15 protein-coding genes are annotated in these 15,806 nt (G+C 62.0%); 12 read left to right on the top strand and 3 right to left on the bottom strand.

Annotated elements, in window-relative coordinates:
• The first annotated feature begins 126 nt into the window (after nt 1-126).
• On the top strand, nt 127-1,215 hold the full coding sequence (locus IQ25_RS10915; RefSeq protein WP_144905653.1) for a Zn-dependent alcohol dehydrogenase: 1,089 nt from the start codon (nt 127-129) through the stop codon (nt 1,213-1,215).
• 11 nt (nt 1,216-1,226) lie between these two features.
• Entirely contained in the window at nt 1,227-2,288 is a 1,062-nt protein-coding gene (locus tag IQ25_RS10910; RefSeq protein ID WP_144905651.1) for a phosphotransferase family protein, read from the top strand.
• A 92-nt stretch (nt 2,289-2,380) separates the two neighbouring features.
• Here IQ25_RS10910 and IQ25_RS10905 read toward each other — a convergent pair whose 3' ends face one another.
• A complete protein-coding gene (locus IQ25_RS10905; RefSeq protein WP_144905649.1) occupies nt 2,381-3,754 on the bottom strand; it encodes a class II 3-deoxy-7-phosphoheptulonate synthase in 1,374 nt (457 codons plus the stop codon).
• A gap of 193 nt (nt 3,755-3,947) precedes the next feature.
• Between IQ25_RS10905 and IQ25_RS10900 the strand changes: the two genes are divergently transcribed.
• From IQ25_RS10900 to IQ25_RS10890, 3 genes are read left to right on the top strand one after another with little or no spacing between them, the layout of a single operon-like run.
• Entirely contained in the window at nt 3,948-5,891 is a 1,944-nt protein-coding gene (locus tag IQ25_RS10900) for a pilus assembly protein (protein ID WP_144905647.1), read from the top strand.
• Complete coding sequence (locus IQ25_RS10895; RefSeq protein WP_144905644.1) at nt 5,888-6,472, top strand: TadE/TadG family type IV pilus assembly protein; 585 nt, start codon at nt 5,888-5,890, stop codon at nt 6,470-6,472. The genes IQ25_RS10900 and IQ25_RS10895 overlap by 4 nt, the downstream gene beginning before the upstream one ends.
• Nucleotides 6,469-7,122: a TadE/TadG family type IV pilus assembly protein gene (locus tag IQ25_RS10890; RefSeq protein WP_144905642.1), complete on the top strand. Its 654-nt coding sequence runs from the start codon at nt 6,469-6,471 to the stop codon at nt 7,120-7,122. The genes IQ25_RS10895 and IQ25_RS10890 overlap by 4 nt, the downstream gene beginning before the upstream one ends.
• A gap of 1 nt (nt 7,123) precedes the next feature.
• Here IQ25_RS10890 and IQ25_RS10885 read toward each other — a convergent pair whose 3' ends face one another.
• Together IQ25_RS10885 and IQ25_RS10880 are read right to left on the bottom strand one after the other, a co-directional pair.
• Nucleotides 7,124-10,015, bottom strand: coding sequence for a M16 family metallopeptidase (locus tag IQ25_RS10885; protein ID WP_144905640.1), 2,892 nt, complete (start codon nt 10,013-10,015; stop codon nt 7,124-7,126).
• 48 nt (nt 10,016-10,063) lie between these two features.
• A complete protein-coding gene (locus tag IQ25_RS10880; RefSeq protein WP_144905638.1) occupies nt 10,064-10,645 on the bottom strand; it encodes an FKBP-type peptidyl-prolyl cis-trans isomerase in 582 nt (193 codons plus the stop codon).
• Nucleotides 10,646-10,781: 136 nt separating this feature from the next.
• On the opposite strand from IQ25_RS10880, the gene IQ25_RS10875 reads away from it, so the two are divergent.
• The 7 genes from IQ25_RS10875 (at nt 10,782) to miaB (ending at nt 15,731) form a co-directional block, all read left to right on the top strand.
• Complete coding sequence (locus IQ25_RS10875) at nt 10,782-11,360, top strand: NifU family protein (protein WP_144905831.1); 579 nt, start codon at nt 10,782-10,784, stop codon at nt 11,358-11,360.
• A gap of 10 nt (nt 11,361-11,370) precedes the next feature.
• Complete coding sequence (gene tsaB / locus IQ25_RS10870) at nt 11,371-11,988, top strand: tRNA (adenosine(37)-N6)-threonylcarbamoyltransferase complex dimerization subunit type 1 TsaB (RefSeq protein WP_144905636.1); 618 nt, start codon at nt 11,371-11,373, stop codon at nt 11,986-11,988.
• A gap of 21 nt (nt 11,989-12,009) precedes the next feature.
• Nucleotides 12,010-12,483, top strand: a complete 474-nt coding sequence (locus IQ25_RS10865; RefSeq protein WP_144905633.1) for a GNAT family N-acetyltransferase — start codon at nt 12,010-12,012, stop codon at nt 12,481-12,483.
• Between the two features lie 163 nt (nt 12,484-12,646).
• A complete protein-coding gene (locus IQ25_RS10860; protein ID WP_144905631.1) occupies nt 12,647-13,087 on the top strand; it encodes a MucR family transcriptional regulator in 441 nt (146 codons plus the stop codon).
• Between the two features lie 110 nt (nt 13,088-13,197).
• Nucleotides 13,198-13,620, top strand: a complete 423-nt coding sequence (locus IQ25_RS10855) for a Fur family transcriptional regulator (RefSeq protein ID WP_144905629.1) — start codon at nt 13,198-13,200, stop codon at nt 13,618-13,620.
• Nucleotides 13,604-14,377 carry a lysophospholipid acyltransferase family protein gene (locus IQ25_RS10850; protein WP_246415491.1) on the top strand — a complete coding sequence of 258 codons (774 nt, stop codon included), beginning with the start codon at nt 13,604-13,606 and terminating at the stop codon, nt 14,375-14,377. Before IQ25_RS10855 ends, IQ25_RS10850 begins: the two co-directional genes overlap by 17 nt.
• 34 nt (nt 14,378-14,411) lie before the next feature.
• A complete protein-coding gene (gene miaB / locus IQ25_RS10845) occupies nt 14,412-15,731 on the top strand; it encodes a tRNA (N6-isopentenyl adenosine(37)-C2)-methylthiotransferase MiaB (protein WP_144905627.1) in 1,320 nt (439 codons plus the stop codon).
• The last annotated feature ends 75 nt before the right edge of the window (nt 15,732-15,806 follow it).

The following is a 15,806-nucleotide window of genomic DNA, read 5'->3' as shown; positions in this document are numbered from 1 at the left end:
ACACTGTGGCGTCCCTGCGCAGGCGGGGACTTCGCTGTTGTTACGGAACCCAACAGCAAACTGACTGCGGCCCCCGCCCCTATGCAGCTTAGGCGCGGGGGAGCAGCAAAATACAGGACTGCAGCGATGAAAGCCGCCGTACTCGTCGAACCCGGAAAGCCGCTCGAGCTTCACGACCTCACCGTCTCGAAACCCGGCCCGCATGAAGTGCTGATCCGCACCGCAGCCTGCGGCCTCTGTCACTCGGACCTTCACTTCATCGACGGGGCCTATCCGCATCCCCTTCCCGCTGTGCCTGGTCATGAGGCTGCGGGCATCGTCGAGGCAGTCGGTTCCGAAGTGCGCACGGTCAAGGTGGGTGATGCGGTGGTCACCTGCCTCTCCGCGTTCTGCGGGCATTGCGAGTTCTGCGTCACAGGCCGGATGTCGCTTTGCCTTGGCGGAGACACGCGGCGCGGGGCAGGCCAGCCCCCTCGCCTGACCCGAACGGACGACGGCAGCACCGTCAACCAGATGCTCAATCTTTCTGCCTTTGCCGAGCAGATGCTGGTGCACGAGCATGCCTGCGTCGCCATCACCCCCGACATGCCATTGGACCGTGCCGCAGTGATCGGTTGCGCTGTGACGACGGGCGCAGGCGCCGTTTTCAACGCTGCCAAGCTGACCCCCGGCGAGACGATCTGCGTGGTAGGCTGCGGCGGTGTCGGGCTGGCCACGGTCAACGCCGCCAAGATTGCCGGTGCCGGACGGATCATCGCCGTCGATCCCATGCCCGAAAAGAGAGCGCTTGCTCTGAAGCTTGGCGCGACCGACGCGATCGACGCCGGGCCGGACGCCGCAAAGGAAATCGTCGAGATGACCAAGGGGGGCGTGCATCACGCCATCGAGGCCGTTGGCCGTCCCGCATCGGGGGATCTTGCGGTTGCCTCGCTCCGCCGGGGCGGCACGGCCACAATCCTCGGTATGATGCCGCTCAATCACAAGGTCGGCCTCTCGGCGATGGACCTGTTGGCCAGCAAGAAGGTGCAGGGCGCGATCATGGGCGGCAACCACTTCCCGGTGGACTTGCCGCGGCTGGTCGACTTCTACATGCGCGGGTTGCTCGATCTCGACACGATCATTGCCGAGCGCATTCCGCTTTCGGGCATCAACGAGGGCTTCGAGAAGATGAAGCAGGGCCATTCTGCCCGCTCGGTCATCGTGTTTGACCAATGAGCGAGGGGGCTATGGACGCGCAGACAGCTTTCACCGGCACGGTTGCGCCTGAGGGGACCGACAAGCTTGACGATGCCAGCCTGACCCGCTGGTTCGAAGAGCATGTCGATGGCTTCACGGGCCCGCTCACGGTCTCGAAGTTCAAAGGTGGCCAGTCGAACCCCACCTACAGGATCGACAGTCCTTCCGGACCCTATGTGCTGCGCCGCAAGCCCTTCGGAAAGCTGCTGCCTTCCGCCCATGCGGTGGACCGGGAATACAAGGTGCAGGCAGGTCTTTCGACCACTGGCTTCCCGGTCGCACGACAATACGGCCTGTGCACGGACGATACCGTCATCGGATCGTGGTTCTATGTGATGGGCTGCGTTGATGGACGCACGATCTGGGACGGTGCGATGCCGGGTGCCACGCCCGAATTCCGGCGCGCGACCTATGATGCGATGATCGACACGCTGGCGGAATTGCATTCGGTGGATGTCGAGGCTGCGGGCCTTTCCGATTATGGGAAGCCAGGCAACTACTTCGGGCGGCAGGTTGATCGCTGGACCAAGCAGTATCGTCTGTCGGAAACCGAGGCTATGCCCGAGATGGAGCGGCTCATCGAGTGGCTTCCCGCCACTCTGCCCGAGCAGACGCGAACCAGCGTGGTCCATGGCGACTATCGCATCGATAACATGATCTTCCATCCGAGCGAGGCACGGGTTGTCGCTGTCCTCGACTGGGAGCTTTCGACCCTTGGCGATCCGCTGGCAGATTTCACCTACTTCTGCACCGCGTGGGTGCAGGACAACGCAGGCCGCTCGGGCGTGCAGGACCTTGACCGCAAGGCGCTTGGCATTCCGGAGCTGGATGAAGTCGTTGCCCGCTATTGCGAAAAGACGGGCCGGGACGGACTTCCGAACCTCGATTGGTACATCGCCTATAACTTCTTCCGACTCGCAGGAATCATTCAGGGGATAAAGAAGCGCGTGATCGATGGCACGGCATCAAGCGCCCATGCCAAGGCCATGTCGGAGCGGGTGCGGCCGCTTGCGGAACTGGCGATGAGCTTTGCGATCAAGGCGGGGGCCTGACCTTACCCGCCCGGAAAGTGTGTCAAGCAAACGAAAAAGGCTCCGGAAGCAGACCGCTGCCGGAGCCTTTCTCATTCATGTAACCCGACGGATCAGGCAGCTTCGGCCTTGGCCCCTGCCCGCTCTGCATTGAGTGCTTCGGCAAGCAGGAACGCCAGTTCGATCGACTGCGCCGCATTGAGGCGCGGGTCGCAGTGGGTGTGATAGCGGTCAGCCAGACCTTCCTGCGTGATCGCCACGGCACCACCGGTGCATTCGGTCACATCACGGCCGGTCATCTCGATGTGAATGCCGCCCGCGTGGGTGCCTTCAGCGCGATGCACCGCGAAGAAGCCCTTCACTTCGGTCAGGATACGGTCGAACGGACGCGTCTTGTAGCCGTTGTCGGCCTTGATCACGTTGCCATGCATCGGATCGCACGACCACACGACCGGGTGACCCTCACGCTTCACCGCGCGGACCAGCGGCGCAAGGCCCGCTTCAACCTTGTCGTGCCCGAAACGGCTGATGAGCGTCATGCGTCCGGGTTCGCGACCGGGGTTGAGCGTATCCAGCATCTTGAGCAGGGCATCGGGCGTGAGCGATGGTCCGCACTTCATGCCGATCGGATTCTGCACGCCCCGCAGGTACTCGACGTGGGCCGAACCTTCGAAACGGGTGCGATCGCCGATCCACAGCATGTGGGCGCTGGTATCGTACCATTCGCCGGTCAGGGAATCCTGACGTGTCATGGCCTCTTCGTACTGCAGCAGCAACGCTTCGTGACTGGTATAGAAGCTGGTGCCCTGCAATTGAGGCACTGTGCGCGGATCGACGCCGCAGGCTTCCATGAAGTCGAGCGATTCACCGATCTTGTCGGCCATTTCGGCAAACTTGGTTGCCCAAGGGCTCTTGCCGATGTGGTCGAGCGTCCACTGATGGACCTGACGAAGATTGGCATAGCCGCCGGTCGAGAATGCACGCAGCAGGTTGAGCGTCGCCGCGGCCTGGCTGTAGGCGCGCAGCATGCGCTCAGGATCAGGGATGCGCGATTCCGGGGTGAAATCAATGCCGTTGATGTTGTCGCCGAGGTAGCTCGGCAGTTCGACATCACCAACCTTCTCGACCGGCGAGGAGCGCGGCTTGGCGAACTGGCCGGCCATGCGACCGACCTTCACCACGGGCTGCTTGCTGGCGAACGTCAGCACGACGGCCATCTGCAGCAGCACGCGGAACGTGTCGCGAATGTTGTTCGGATGGAATTCGGCGAAGCTCTCGGCGCAATCTCCGCCCTGGAGCAGGAAACCCTTGCCCGCCGCCACTTGGGCGAGATCAGCCTTCAGTGCACGGGCTTCGCCAGCAAAGACCAGCGGCGGAAAGCTCGTCAGGGTCTTCTCGACCTCGTTCAGCTTTTCGGCGTCAGGATAGGTCGGCAGATGCCGTCCTTCATATCCGCGCCACGAATCCGCAGTCCAGTTCTGTGCCACTTGCTCTTCCTTTCAAGAGGCGGCCCCATACGCCCGGCGCGCAAGAAATGCAAAGGAAGGGTTGCGTTCACGGCAATCGAACTTCCCGATGAAGCAGGACGGCCGCGCTAAGGAACTTTCCTTATCAGGTGCATGAGAATCTCTTGGTGGACGGTCTGTTAACCCTGCACTTCCACCACAGGCTTCCCACCCAATGCTTGCCCTCCGCCGTTTCCTGACCGCTCTTGCCCGAAGCCGGACAGGGAACATCCTGCCGCTTTCGGCCATGGCGATCTTTGCCGTGGCAGCGCTGATCGGCGGAGCAATCGACATAAGCCGGGCCTGGCGAACGCAGACGAGACTGCAGGCGGCGTGTGACGCCGGCGTCCTTGCCGGACGTCGTGCCGTGACGACCAACGGCTTCGATGCAACGGCAAAGGCCCAGGCCGACAACTACTTCTTCGCAAACTTCGATGAGGCCCATCAGGATTCGCACGATACAACCTTCGTGCCTTCATCGGCAGACAAGGGCGGTACCATCGATGCGGTGGCGACGACTTCGCTTCCACCCTTGATGATGCAGTTGTTCGGGTTTCCGGGGTTCGAGCTGAGCGTGAGCTGCACGGCTTCGATGGGTGTCGGCAACAGCGACATCATGATGGTGCTCGATACCACAGGATCGATGAGTTCTCTGCTGGCCGGAAGTTCGCAGACCCGGATCGAGGCGCTGCGCGTCGCGATGAAGAACTTCTACAGTACGGTCGAGAACGCCCTGTCAGGCACGAATGCCCGTGTCCGCTATGGCTTCGTGCCTTACAGTTCGTCGGTTAACGTCGGGGCACTGCTGCGCAATCTGGATCCCAACTACCTTGTCGACAGCTGGACGATCCAGTCGCGCAAGGCGATCTATCGATCGGTGCAGACACTGACGGGTTACGGCACCCCGACAGCAGGGTCCTCGTCGACGACGACTACCTCCCCCACTTATTCACTCTGGGCCAACTTCGGATCGTCCACATACCTGACAACGACCTCGTGCAATGCCGCCAAGCCTGCAGATACGGCGTGGGCCAATTCCGGAAGCGCGACGACCACATCCACAACCACGACGAACTCATCAGGGCAGCAGGTTGTAACGACCGTAGTCACTCAGCCGCAGACCGCGACTTTCTATCAATGCTCGTGGCAAATCCTCTACTTCCGGGTTCAGTCCCGCACAGGTAGCCGCAACTCGGTTACCACGACAACGACGACTGCGGATCCCATCTACACCACGTCACAGGTCTTCGACCGCTGGGAGTACCGCCCCGTTACCTATGACACGAGCCGATTCAAGAATTTCGAGTCGGTTTCCACCCCAACTGGCGAAAACGGTGCTTCCGTATCGTCGACCTGGAAAGGGTGCATCGAAGAACGATCCACCGTTTCCGAACCCAGTTTCACCTGGTCGTCGCTAGGCGGCTTCAACCCGGCAGGCGCCCAAGACCTCGAGATCGATGCGGCACCCGACAGTTCCACTTCGAGCAAATGGGCGCCGATGTGGCCGAACGTCGCATACATCAGAACGGTGACGTACAGCGGCGTGGTTTACATGAACAGCGCAATGCCGTCTCCGACGGGACTGCAGGCAGGTTCCTACTGCCCGACCGCAGCGCGGCTGCTGGCAACGATGAACAGCAGCGCGTTCAACGCCTTTGCAGATTCGCTGGTGCCCGAAGGCGGGACCTATCATGACATCGGCATGGTGTGGGGTGCTCGCCTAGCCTCCCCCGATGGCATGTGGTCGAGCGTTGTTCGAGATCCGCCTGCAAATGGAGGTGAGGTGTCGCGGCACATCATCTTCATGACCGACGGGGAGATGGCACCAAGCTATTCGATCCAGTCGGCTTGGGGGATCGAGTATCATGACCGGCGGATTACGGAAGACGGACACAGTGAGGATACGGCGCGCCACAACTCTCGCTTTCTTGCGTTGTGCGAAGCGGTAAAGGCCAAGGGTATCCGCGTGTGGGTCATTGCCTTTGCTCAGGCCATGACGCCCGAACTGCAGACGTGCTCCTCAACCGACAGCGCTTTCACTGCCGCCAACGCAAGCCAGCTTGACGCAGCCTTTCAGGCTATCGCCAAGCAGGTAGGCGAACTGCGGGTGGTTCAATGATTGCTCGCCGCCTCATCGAAGACAGGGAAGGCGCGACGATCGTCGAGTTTGCCATCGTCGTGCCGCTTTTCCTGATGCTGCTTCTCGGCATCATGGACGTGGGTCAGATGGTCTACGGCAAGTCGGTGCTGACCGGTGCGGTCCACCGCGCGGCCCGCAGCGCATCACTGGAAACCCGCAACACGAGCGAAGCTGACGCTTCGGTTCTCGACGCCATCAAACCGGTCCTGCCCGGCGTAACCATCAAGACAAGCCGCACGAGCTATTACGACTTTGCCGACGTGGGCCGTGCGGAAAAGTGGAACGACAAGAACGCAAACGCGGTTTGCGACGCGGGCGAGACCTATACCGACGAGAACCGGAACGGGCAGTGGGACCAGGATGTCGGGCAAAAGGACAGCTCCGGCTCAGCCAATGACGTGATCGTCTACAAGGTTACCGCGACCTTCAAGCCCGTCTTTCGGGTGCCCCTGCTGCCGAAACTCTGGGGCGATCGGACTCTTACGGCAACCGCCGTTACCAAGAACCAGCCTTTTGGCAATCAGACGAGCTACGGGGCTGCGGCCGGGAGTTGTCCATGAGCCGTCTTACTGAGCCGTTGCGTAAGTTGATCAAAAACCGCGACGCTGTTTCGACAACAGAGTTCGCGCTGGTCGTGCCCTTGTTCATGACTCTGGGCATGTACGGGGCAGAGATCGCCTGGATGAATGCGGCAGCAATGGAAGCCAGCCAAGTCGCCTTGGCCCTTGCTGACAATGCCTCGCGCCTTGGCCAGACCGACAACAGCGGCGTCACCCCGACCATAACCACAAGCGACGTGGAGTCGGTACTCAAAGGAGCGCTACAGGAAGGCGAGAACATCGCGCTGGCGGACAACGGACGCGTCATCCTTTCCAGTCTGGAAGTGCACCCGGTGACCGGGCGTCAGTACATCCATTGGCAACAGTGCATGGGAGCAGGAAGGCAGAACTCTTCCCACGGCAAACCCGATCAGACTGGCAGTGCGCTGGCACGAATCGCACCCGGCATCTCACTGGGCGGCAAGACCATCACTTCTCCAAACAAAAGCGCGGTCATGGTTGCCGAAGTCTGGTACGAGTACCGCGGCCTGTTCGGAACGATGTTCGTCAAGCCGATCACCATTCACGAGCAGGCTGCGGTTATCGCACGCGATGACCGTAACGTCGGGCCGGGTCTGAGCGGCGCAAGCAATCGCCAAACCGCCTGCTAACTCAGCGTTTCTCCGGTACCACTTCCAGACGCCAGCTCTTGTCCTGCTTCAGGTACTTTTGCGCAAGTGCCTGCATCCGCTCTGGCGTTGTCTGGCTGTAGTCATTGAGGATCGTTCTGATCGCAGCGATCTTTCGCGGATCATAAGCCGCGCCTTCCAGCTGGAACATGTAGAAGCCATTCCCGGTACTGGCGCGCGTGATGAGTTGCTTGAGCGGCTCGGTCACGCGGCCGATCTCGTCGGCCGTCGGCGGCGTGGCGGCAAGGTCGGCAGCGATCTTGTCAGCCGAGGCGAAGAACGTCTCGAAATCGCCGGGACGTAGCTGGACCATGGCCGAAATGTAGCCACCGGACGGCAGGTCCAGCGGCCAGCTCGATCCGACCTGCGGCGCATAGCTGGCACCCACCTTCTCGCGCATCGCATCGAACAGGCGATTGTTGAAGATCTGGGCAAGGATCTCGAGCTGACGACTTTCGCGCACGCCTGCCTGACCGCCGCCGGTAGGCCAGGCGACGACAGCTGCCGCCTGCGACGGATCGCCGCGATGGGTCAGCACCAGCGGCTCAACATTGTGCGCGGGAATGTTCGGTGCAAGGCTCTGCGCCGTTGCCTGTGCTCTCGCAGGCAGGGCGCCGAAGGTTTTCTCCAGCGCCGCCAGTGCCTGTTCGCGCGTAAAATCGCCGAACATGTCAATCTCGATCGGCCCCTGTGCCAGCAAGGGCTCCCACGTCTTGCGGAAGCCTTCAGGCGTGACCCGGTCAAGTTCCGCCGGATTGGGCGTGGCATAGCGGGGGTCGCCATCGCGCAGCAACCAGGTGAGATCACGGTTCAGCACCGCGGTGGGCGAGGAATTGTAGCTTTCATACTGCAGCTTGGCCGCAGCCTTGGCGCGCAGCACCGGATTGGCATCCCAGCGCGGCATGCCGAGCTTCGCCGCCATCAGGTAAAGCTGGTCGGCAAGGTCGGCAGGGCGAGTGTCTGCCGAGAGCACGAAGGCGGTATCGTCGATGTCGAAATCGAGGCTGAGCTTGCGCCCGGTAGCCAGTCGGTCAAGGTCGTCACGCCCCAGCGTGCCGATGCCGCTGTCCATCAGCGCGACTTCGCCCAACGGACCATAGACGGCATCCTGCGGCTGGATTGCGGCATAGCCACCACCGAAGCGCGCCTTGACGATGATGCGTCCGGGCTCGGCATCGTTGGGCCAGAGCAGCACACGCACGCCGTTTGAAAGCTCGATCTGTTCGATGCCGAGCAGCCCGATCGGGCGGGCCGTCGCGACCGTACCGGGCGTTCCTACGGGCGGCAGATCCGAGAACTTGAGCGCGTTTGCCGCGACGCGGCTCTCGGACGCAGCCTTCACGGGCGCCGTGAGCGTCGCGCGCAGCGAAGCCTCGTCGGCCTCCCCTGCCTTGGGCGTGATCATCATCGGGCGGATTACGGTGCCCTGGAACAGGCTGCGGGTATGTTCGAGCACGGCTTGGGGCTTGAACAGCGGGATAGAGCGCCTGAAGATGTCATAGACGGTATCGGGGTTCGCCACCGTCTCGCGAATGTCGACGGCGTTGACGATGTCGTCAGCGGCCTTCGATCCTGCGATCGTCGATTGCGTTTCTACCGAGACCTTGAACGCCACCTCGAATTCGGCAACTTCGCGGTCGATCTCTTCCTGCGAAGGCGGGGTGGCAAGCGCATCGGCGATGACCGAGCGAACATCGGTCACGGCGCTCTTCCAGTCTTCGCTCAGCGGCGTGACGGTCACGATCGTGGCGTCGGCAGACCGCGAAAGCTCCTGCTTCATCTCGTCGACCGAAGCGACCAGATAGCTACCGCCGCCACGCGCCCGCGCCTCGAGCCGCCGATTGATTAGGGCCAGGGCCAAGCGGTCCACCATCAGCCCCTGATTGTACGCGATGGTATCGTTTACCTTCTTCCAAGGCCGCAAGATCGCCCAGTTCACCAGACGCGGGAGGTCCGGTTCGACCAACACCTTGGACTCGCCGACCGGGTTCTTTGGATCGATCCCTGCAGGCGCGATGGGCTTGCCGAAATCGGGCTGGAGCGGTTTCTTGCCGGTGGCCTTCCAGCCGCCGAACCACTGCTCGATCCGCGCGACCAGCGCTGCCGGGTCGGCATCGCCCGCTACGACGATCACCGTGTTGTCGGGACGATACCACTTGTCGTGGAAAGCCTTGACCGCCGCCGCATCGGCCGCCTCAAGCGTTTGCACCGTGCCGATGGGGTTGCGCGAAGCCAGAAGCTGGCCCTTGAAGAACAGGTCCCGCGTCTGGTCGAGTACGCGAGACTGCGGGCTGGTCCGCTCGCGCATTTCGGCGAGCACGATCGGCACCTCGGTCTTGACGCCGTGATCGGTAAAGATCGGGGCGGTGACCATTCCGGAGAGCAGCTTGAACGTCTCATCCAGCTTTTCGGAAGTCGCGTTGGGGATGTCGAGCTTGTAGACAGTCTGCGTCGGGCTGGTTTCGGCGTTGGTATCGCTGCCGAACGTCGCGCCAAGGCGCTGCCAGGTCGGAATCGTCTCACCTTCCTTGAGATATTTGGATTCGCGGAAGGTCAGGTGCTCGATAAGGTGCGCATAGCCGCGTTGCGGCTCGGTCTCGTACATGGAGCCTGCATCGACCAGCACGCGGATCGAAACCTGATCGGGCGGCACGCCATTGTGGGATACGGCATAGCGGATGCCATTGGGCAGGACGCCAAACGTCCACGCCTTGTCCTGCGGAACGTCAGAGCCCTTGTAGAGCCATGGCACCGCAGCCTTTGCGGCGGTCGCCGGGGCTTTTGCAGGAGCCTCGGCGACAACAGGTGCCGCCGAGACGAGCAGGAGGGAGAGGAACAGGCCAAAGCGCCGGGCGCGCGTGTTACGGGATTGCATTGCCCGACTATAGGAAGCCTTCTGATGAAGGACCAGTGAATAGACCCGTTACTGCTGCGGTGCAGACTGCACTGGGGGAGTAGCCTGTGCAGCCGCCTGCGCGGCACGCATTGCCTCCACTTCGGCAGCTGTCTTGAAGTCCACCAACTCGACCTGGAACACCAGATCGGCATTCGCACCGATGGGACCTGAACCTTCCGCGCCGTAACCAAGCGCCGCAGGAACGCACAGGCGCATCGTGCTGCCCTTGGCCGTCAGTTGCAGGCCTTCGGAGAAACCGGGAATTACGCCGTCTACCGGGAATGCAGCCTGCATGCCCTGATCAAACACTTCGCCATTGGCAGAAAGATACCCGACGTAGTTCACCAGCGCGAAATCGCCCTTGGCCGGCTTGGCGCCGTCTGCTGCCTTGAGCACCATCGTGCCAAGGCCGCTGGCTGTCTTGGCCGTGCACAGACGCTGAGCAGGCGCAACGACCGGGTTCAGGGGCATCGGGATGGCCACGGCCGAGGGCGCGACCGGCTTGGGCGTGGGCTTTGGCGGCGTAGCCGCGAGCGCCAGCGGAGCGCTCGCGGCGCAAAGGAAAAGGGCAGAAGCGAAGCGGCTCAGCGCGCGTGCGGTCGTGATCATCCCACCGCCTTAGCGTCCGACAGCCGCTTGCGCCATGGACCGTTTGGCCGAAATTGCATTCGATGGTCACGCAAACCGGTCGAGCCGGCCCCTTTCCGGCCCTTGACCAGCCCCGTGATCACCCTACATGCGAATCATGTTCATCGAGACCGAAACCACGCCCAACCCCGCGACGCTCAAGTTCCTCCCCGGCGAGCAGGTCATGGCGACCGGCACGCGCGAGTTCACCTCGCCAGAGGCCGCCGAGGCTTCGCCCCTCGCTCAGGCGCTGTTCGATCTTGGAGACGTGACCGGTGTCCTCTTCGGTCGTGATTTCGTTGCAGTGACGGCAGCGCCGGGCGTCGAATGGGCCAGCCTGAAGCCGCAGGTGCTCTCGATCCTTCTCGACCACTTCGTTTCGCAGGCCCCCCTGTTCACAGGTGGGACGGCCGCAGGCATAGCAGTCCCCGCCGAGGCCGACGAACGGTTTGACGACGATCCGGCCGATGCCGACGTGATCGAGCAGATCAAGGATCTGATCGAAACCCGCGTCAGACCTGCCGTTGCCAACGATGGTGGCGACATCATCTATCGCGGCTTCCGCGAAGGCGTGGTCTATCTGCAAATGCAGGGTGCCTGCTCGGGCTGCCCGTCTTCCACCGCGACGCTGAAGAACGGGATCGAGAGCCTCTTGAAGCACTACGTCCCCGAAGTCAGCGAAGTGCGCGCCGCCTGATCGCGCACCCATGCGCAAACTCGTGATCGACTGCGCGACCGAGGCCTGCTCCGTTGCGTTGATCGAGAATGGCTCGCTCGTGTCGGGGACGCACGCAGTTCTTGGCCGTGGCCATGCAGAGCGCCTCGTACCGATGATCGCGGAACTGCCGGACAAAGGCCGCGCCGCCGTCATTGCCGTCGACATTGGCCCGGGCAGCTTTACCGGGATTCGCGTGGGCCTTGCTGCCGCCCGCGCCCTGGCGCTGGCGTGGGGCGCGCAGCTCGAGGGTTATGAGAGTCTCACGCTTATTGCAGCCATGGCTCTCGCCGAGCACCCCGACCATCCGGTCGATGTCTGTATGACAGGCGGTCACGGAGAATGGTTCTTTCAGCCCTTCGCGCAAGATGGCACACCGCTTGCGCCTCTGGCGTCCTTGACACCGGAAGCAGCGATCGAACGCTCGTCAGCTCCAGTCGTTGCCGGCAGCCAGGCTCTCGCGCTTTGCGCAGCACGCACCGGCGTGATCGCGCTGGACTTGCGCCCCGATGCGCGGTGCGTTCCGTTGCTGGCCGCCGGAGCATTTCATGATGACCCCCGACCCAGCTACGGTCGCGCTCCGGATGCGCGCCTTCCGTCAGCAGCCTGATCCCCAGCCTCACGAGCAAAGATGATCCCTCCAGCCGACGATATCGACCGGATCATGGCGGTGATGGGGCAAGCCTTTCCGGCCGAATACGGCGAGGCATGGAATCGCAGACAGGTCAGCGATGCATTATTGCTAGGCAATTGTCGCTATGGCCTGATTTCTCCGGACGGTGCCGAGGACTGCGAAACTAGCTCTGAAACGGCTGGATTCTTCATGAGTCGTGCCGTTCTGGATGAAGAAGAACTACTTCTTTTCGCAATTGCGCCCCAATATCGTCGGAGAGGATTGGGTCACCAGTTGCTTGCGAGGTTCATTTCCACCGCGCGATCCGGAGGTATGAGCCGGGTTTTCCTTGAGATGCGTCGCGATAATCCAGCGGGATTTCTGTATGCGGCACATGGATTTAGGGAAATCGGGTTAAGACCAGCTTACTATCGCACGCCGGGTGGCGCTCGGATCGATGCGATCAGTCAGGAACTGACTTTCGACGATTGACCAGATACTTGTGTGATCTGTGACAAAGCTATGCCGGATTAAAATTTCATCCCAGAAACGGTTGTATCCGGACGCAGTTGGACTATAGAAGGTGATCTGGATCACCTAGCAAGTTATCAGTCCCTTCGAGTCCCTAAACGATCAAAACAGAAAGCTGTGCGCAATGAGTGAAATTCAGAATGATATGCGGGAGACCCTGATCACCCTGACGTCCGACATCGTCGCGGCACACGTGAGCAACAATAGCGTTGCTGTAAGCGATCTCCCCACGCTCATCTCCAATGTCTACACCGCGCTTGCCGGTCTCGAAAAGCCGGTGGTGGCTGAAGAGCCTGCGCCAGAGCCTGCAGTTTCGATCCGCTCTTCTATCAAGAACGATCACATCGTCTGTCTTGAAGACGGCAAGAAGTTGAAGATGCTCAAGCGTCACCTCGCCACGCGCTACAACATGACCCCGGATCAGTACCGTGCCCGCTGGAACCTGCCGGCTGACTATCCGATGGTCGCACCTGCCTATGCCGAAAAGCGCCGCGAACTGGCCAAGAAGATCGGCCTCGGTCGCAAGCCCGCACCCAAGCGCGGTCGCAAGCCTGCTGCGGCCTGAGGTCGTCGGCTGAAGTGACGAGAGCTGTGCGCAATACGTTTGCGTGCGGTTGAAGATTTGGCCCGCCGGTCTATAGATCGGCGGGCCGATCCTTTCTTGAAGAGTTCACCTTGCACCAGGCGATCGACATTGAAGCTCTCTGCGCAGAACGTGGCCTGCGCATAACGGACCAGCGCCGCACGATCGCGCGCGTCCTGTCCGAGAGCGATGATCACCCTGATGTCGAAAAGCTGCACGAGCGCGCAAGTTCGATCGACCCGCGCATTTCGATCGCCACGGTCTACCGCACGGTGCGCCTGTTCGAGGAAGCAGGCATCCTTGATCGCCACGATTTCGGTGATGGCCGCGCCCGCTATGAAGCCACGCCTGAAGCGCACCACGACCATCTGATCGATGTCGAGACCGGCAAGGTGATCGAGTTCGTCGACCCCGAGCTTGAACAACTCCAGCGCCAGATTGCCGAGAAACTGGGCTATCGCCTCGTCGATCACCGCATGGAGCTTTACGGCGTCAAACTTGAACGCGACGGCTGAAGCGGTGCCGCGTCCGGCGTTTTCGCTGGCCGGACGACTGCGCATTTCCTTGCGCATTGGCGCTATGCTGTTGCTTCTGCTGGGCTGCGTGCCGCTTTACTACGTCTGGCGCATACTGCGTCTTCGCAATCCTTGGCCCCGCCTGTTCCTCGGCAGCATTGCTCGCGTCGCAGGAGCGCGCGTCCGACTGTCCGGCGAAAAGGTCAAAGGTGGCGCCTTTCTTCTGTCCAACCATGTCAGCTGGCTGGACATTCCCGTTATCGCCGGGGCAAGCGGGAGCGCCTTCGTCGCACATTCCGGCCTGGCCGATATCGGTCTGCTCAAGTGGCTTTGCGAGATGAATGACACGGTCTTCGTCGCCCGCCACGATCGCCGCTCGGTCCATGCGCAGGTAGAAATGGTGCGCGCCGCGCTTACCGATACCGGCGCGCTTACCGTCTTCCCCGAAGGCACCACCAGTGACGGCAATGGCTTGCTGCCGTTCAAGTCCTCGCTGCTCTCCGCACTCGACCCACCACCGCCAGGCATCGCGATCCAGCCGGTCTGGGTGGATTACGGACCGAACGTGGCGGCCATGGCCTGGGTCGGTGAGGAGCATGGTCTGGACAATTTCCTCAAGATCCTGGCCCGGAAGCGCGGTCTACCGGTCACCGTGCATTTCCTGCCACCTTTGACGCCACAGGAAACGACCAGCCGCAAGACCATGGCCGTCGCCGCACGCGACCGTATCCTCACCGCGATGAGCGCGCTGCGTTAGACAAAGGGCCGCAAATCCACTATCGGCGCGGCCCATGGCCACCACCCCTGCCCCCAAGACATTCCGCGTCAAGAGCTTCGGCTGCCAGATGAACGTCTATGACGGCGAGCGCATGTCCGAACTGCTCGCAGCCGATGGCATGTCGGCAGCCGCAGAGGGCGAGGACGCCGATCTTGTGGTACTCAACACCTGCCACATCCGCGAAAAGGCCACCGAAAAGGTCTATTCAGACATCGGCCGCCTGCGCCGTGAAGACGGTTCGGCGCCACTGATCGCAGTCGCAGGCTGCGTCGCGCAGGCCGAGGGCGAGGAAATCATGTCTCGCGCGCCAAGCGTGAAGGTCGTCGTCGGCCCGCAGTCGTACCATCGCCTTCCCGAAATGGTCGCCGAAGCCGCCTCGGGCAAGCGCGCGACCGAAACCGACATGCCGGCCGAAGCGAAGTTCGCAGCCCTGCCCAAGCGCCGCAAGTCCGGGCCAACAGCTTTTCTCACGGTGCAGGAAGGTTGCGACAAGTTCTGCACGTATTGCGTCGTGCCCTATACTCGCGGTGCCGAGATCAGCCGCCCCTTTGCCGACTTGGTCGAAGAAGCGAAGCTGCTGGTTGCGGGAGGCGCGCGTGAGATCACGCTGCTGGGTCAGAACGTCAACGCCTGGTCCGGCGAAGACGAAAAGGGCCGAGCCATTGGTCTCGACGGTCTGGCCCGTACGCTGGCAGCAGATCCAGACCTCGCCCGTATCCGCTACACCACCAGCCACCCCAACGACATGACCGACGGCCTGATCGCGGCCCATGGCGAACTCGACAAGCTGATGCCATTCCTGCACTTGCCGGTTCAGGCAGGAAACGACCGCATTCTCAAGGCAATGAACCGCAGCCACAGCGTCGAGAGCTATCTCAAGGTGCTGGAACGAATCCGCGCCGAACGGCCGGATATCGCGCTATCTGGCGATTTCATCGTCGGCTTTCCCGGCGAGACCGATGCCGAGTTCGAAGACACGCTGCGACTCGTCGATGCCGTCGGCTACGCGCAAGCCTTCAGCTTCAAGTATTCAGCCCGCCCCGGCACGCCGGCGGCCACGATGGCGGACCATGTGCCGGTAAGCGTGATGGACGAGCGCCTGCAACGCCTTCAGGCAGCGCTCAATCGTGACCAGTTCGCGTTCAATAAGGCCAGCGTCGGCAAGACCTGCGAGGTTCTCGTCGAACGAAAAGGCAAGCACCCCGGCCAGTGGTTGGGCAAGTCGCCCTGGCTCCAGTCGGTGCACTTCACCGGTAACGCGGAGATCGGCCAATTGGTCACGGTCAAGCTCGTCGAAGCAGGCCCGAACTCGCTGGCGGGTCAACTCGTCTAATTGGGCTGTGCAAAGAGTTGCCGCACGTCTTGTGCGCGCAACATCCATTCCTATGCTTCTACACAGGCCCCAACC

This window comes from Novosphingobium taihuense (assembly GCF_007830315.1).
In the GTDB taxonomy this organism is placed as follows: Bacteria; Pseudomonadota; Alphaproteobacteria; order Sphingomonadales; family Sphingomonadaceae; genus Novosphingobium; species Novosphingobium taihuense.
This window is presented reverse-complemented; position numbering and strand designations above follow the sequence as displayed.

What these genes read in the sequence shown, in the direction of transcription:
- IQ25_RS10915 (WP_144905653.1), top strand. Translation starts at nt 127, where the DNA reads ATGAAAGCCGCCGTACTCGTCGAACCCGGAAAGCCGCTCGAGCTTCAC.
- IQ25_RS10910 (WP_144905651.1), top strand. Translation starts at nt 1,227, where the DNA reads ATGGACGCGCAGACAGCTTTCACCGGCACGGTTGCGCCTGAGGGGACC.
- IQ25_RS10900 (WP_144905647.1), top strand. Translation starts at nt 3,948, where the DNA reads ATGCTTGCCCTCCGCCGTTTCCTGACCGCTCTTGCCCGAAGCCGGACA.
- IQ25_RS10895 (WP_144905644.1), top strand. Translation starts at nt 5,888, where the DNA reads ATGATTGCTCGCCGCCTCATCGAAGACAGGGAAGGCGCGACGATCGTC.
- IQ25_RS10890 (WP_144905642.1), top strand. Translation starts at nt 6,469, where the DNA reads ATGAGCCGTCTTACTGAGCCGTTGCGTAAGTTGATCAAAAACCGCGAC.
- IQ25_RS10885 (WP_144905640.1), bottom strand. Translation starts at nt 10,015, where the DNA reads ATGCAATCCCGTAACACGCGCGCCCGGCGCTTTGGCCTGTTCCTCTCC.
- IQ25_RS10880 (WP_144905638.1), bottom strand. Translation starts at nt 10,645, where the DNA reads ATGATCACGACCGCACGCGCGCTGAGCCGCTTCGCTTCTGCCCTTTTC.
- IQ25_RS10875 (WP_144905831.1), top strand. Translation starts at nt 10,782, where the DNA reads ATGTTCATCGAGACCGAAACCACGCCCAACCCCGCGACGCTCAAGTTC.
- tsaB (WP_144905636.1), top strand. Translation starts at nt 11,371, where the DNA reads ATGCGCAAACTCGTGATCGACTGCGCGACCGAGGCCTGCTCCGTTGCG.
- IQ25_RS10865 (WP_144905633.1), top strand. Translation starts at nt 12,010, where the DNA reads ATGATCCCTCCAGCCGACGATATCGACCGGATCATGGCGGTGATGGGG.
- IQ25_RS10860 (WP_144905631.1), top strand. Translation starts at nt 12,647, where the DNA reads ATGAGTGAAATTCAGAATGATATGCGGGAGACCCTGATCACCCTGACG.
- miaB (WP_144905627.1), top strand. Translation starts at nt 14,412, where the DNA reads ATGGCCACCACCCCTGCCCCCAAGACATTCCGCGTCAAGAGCTTCGGC.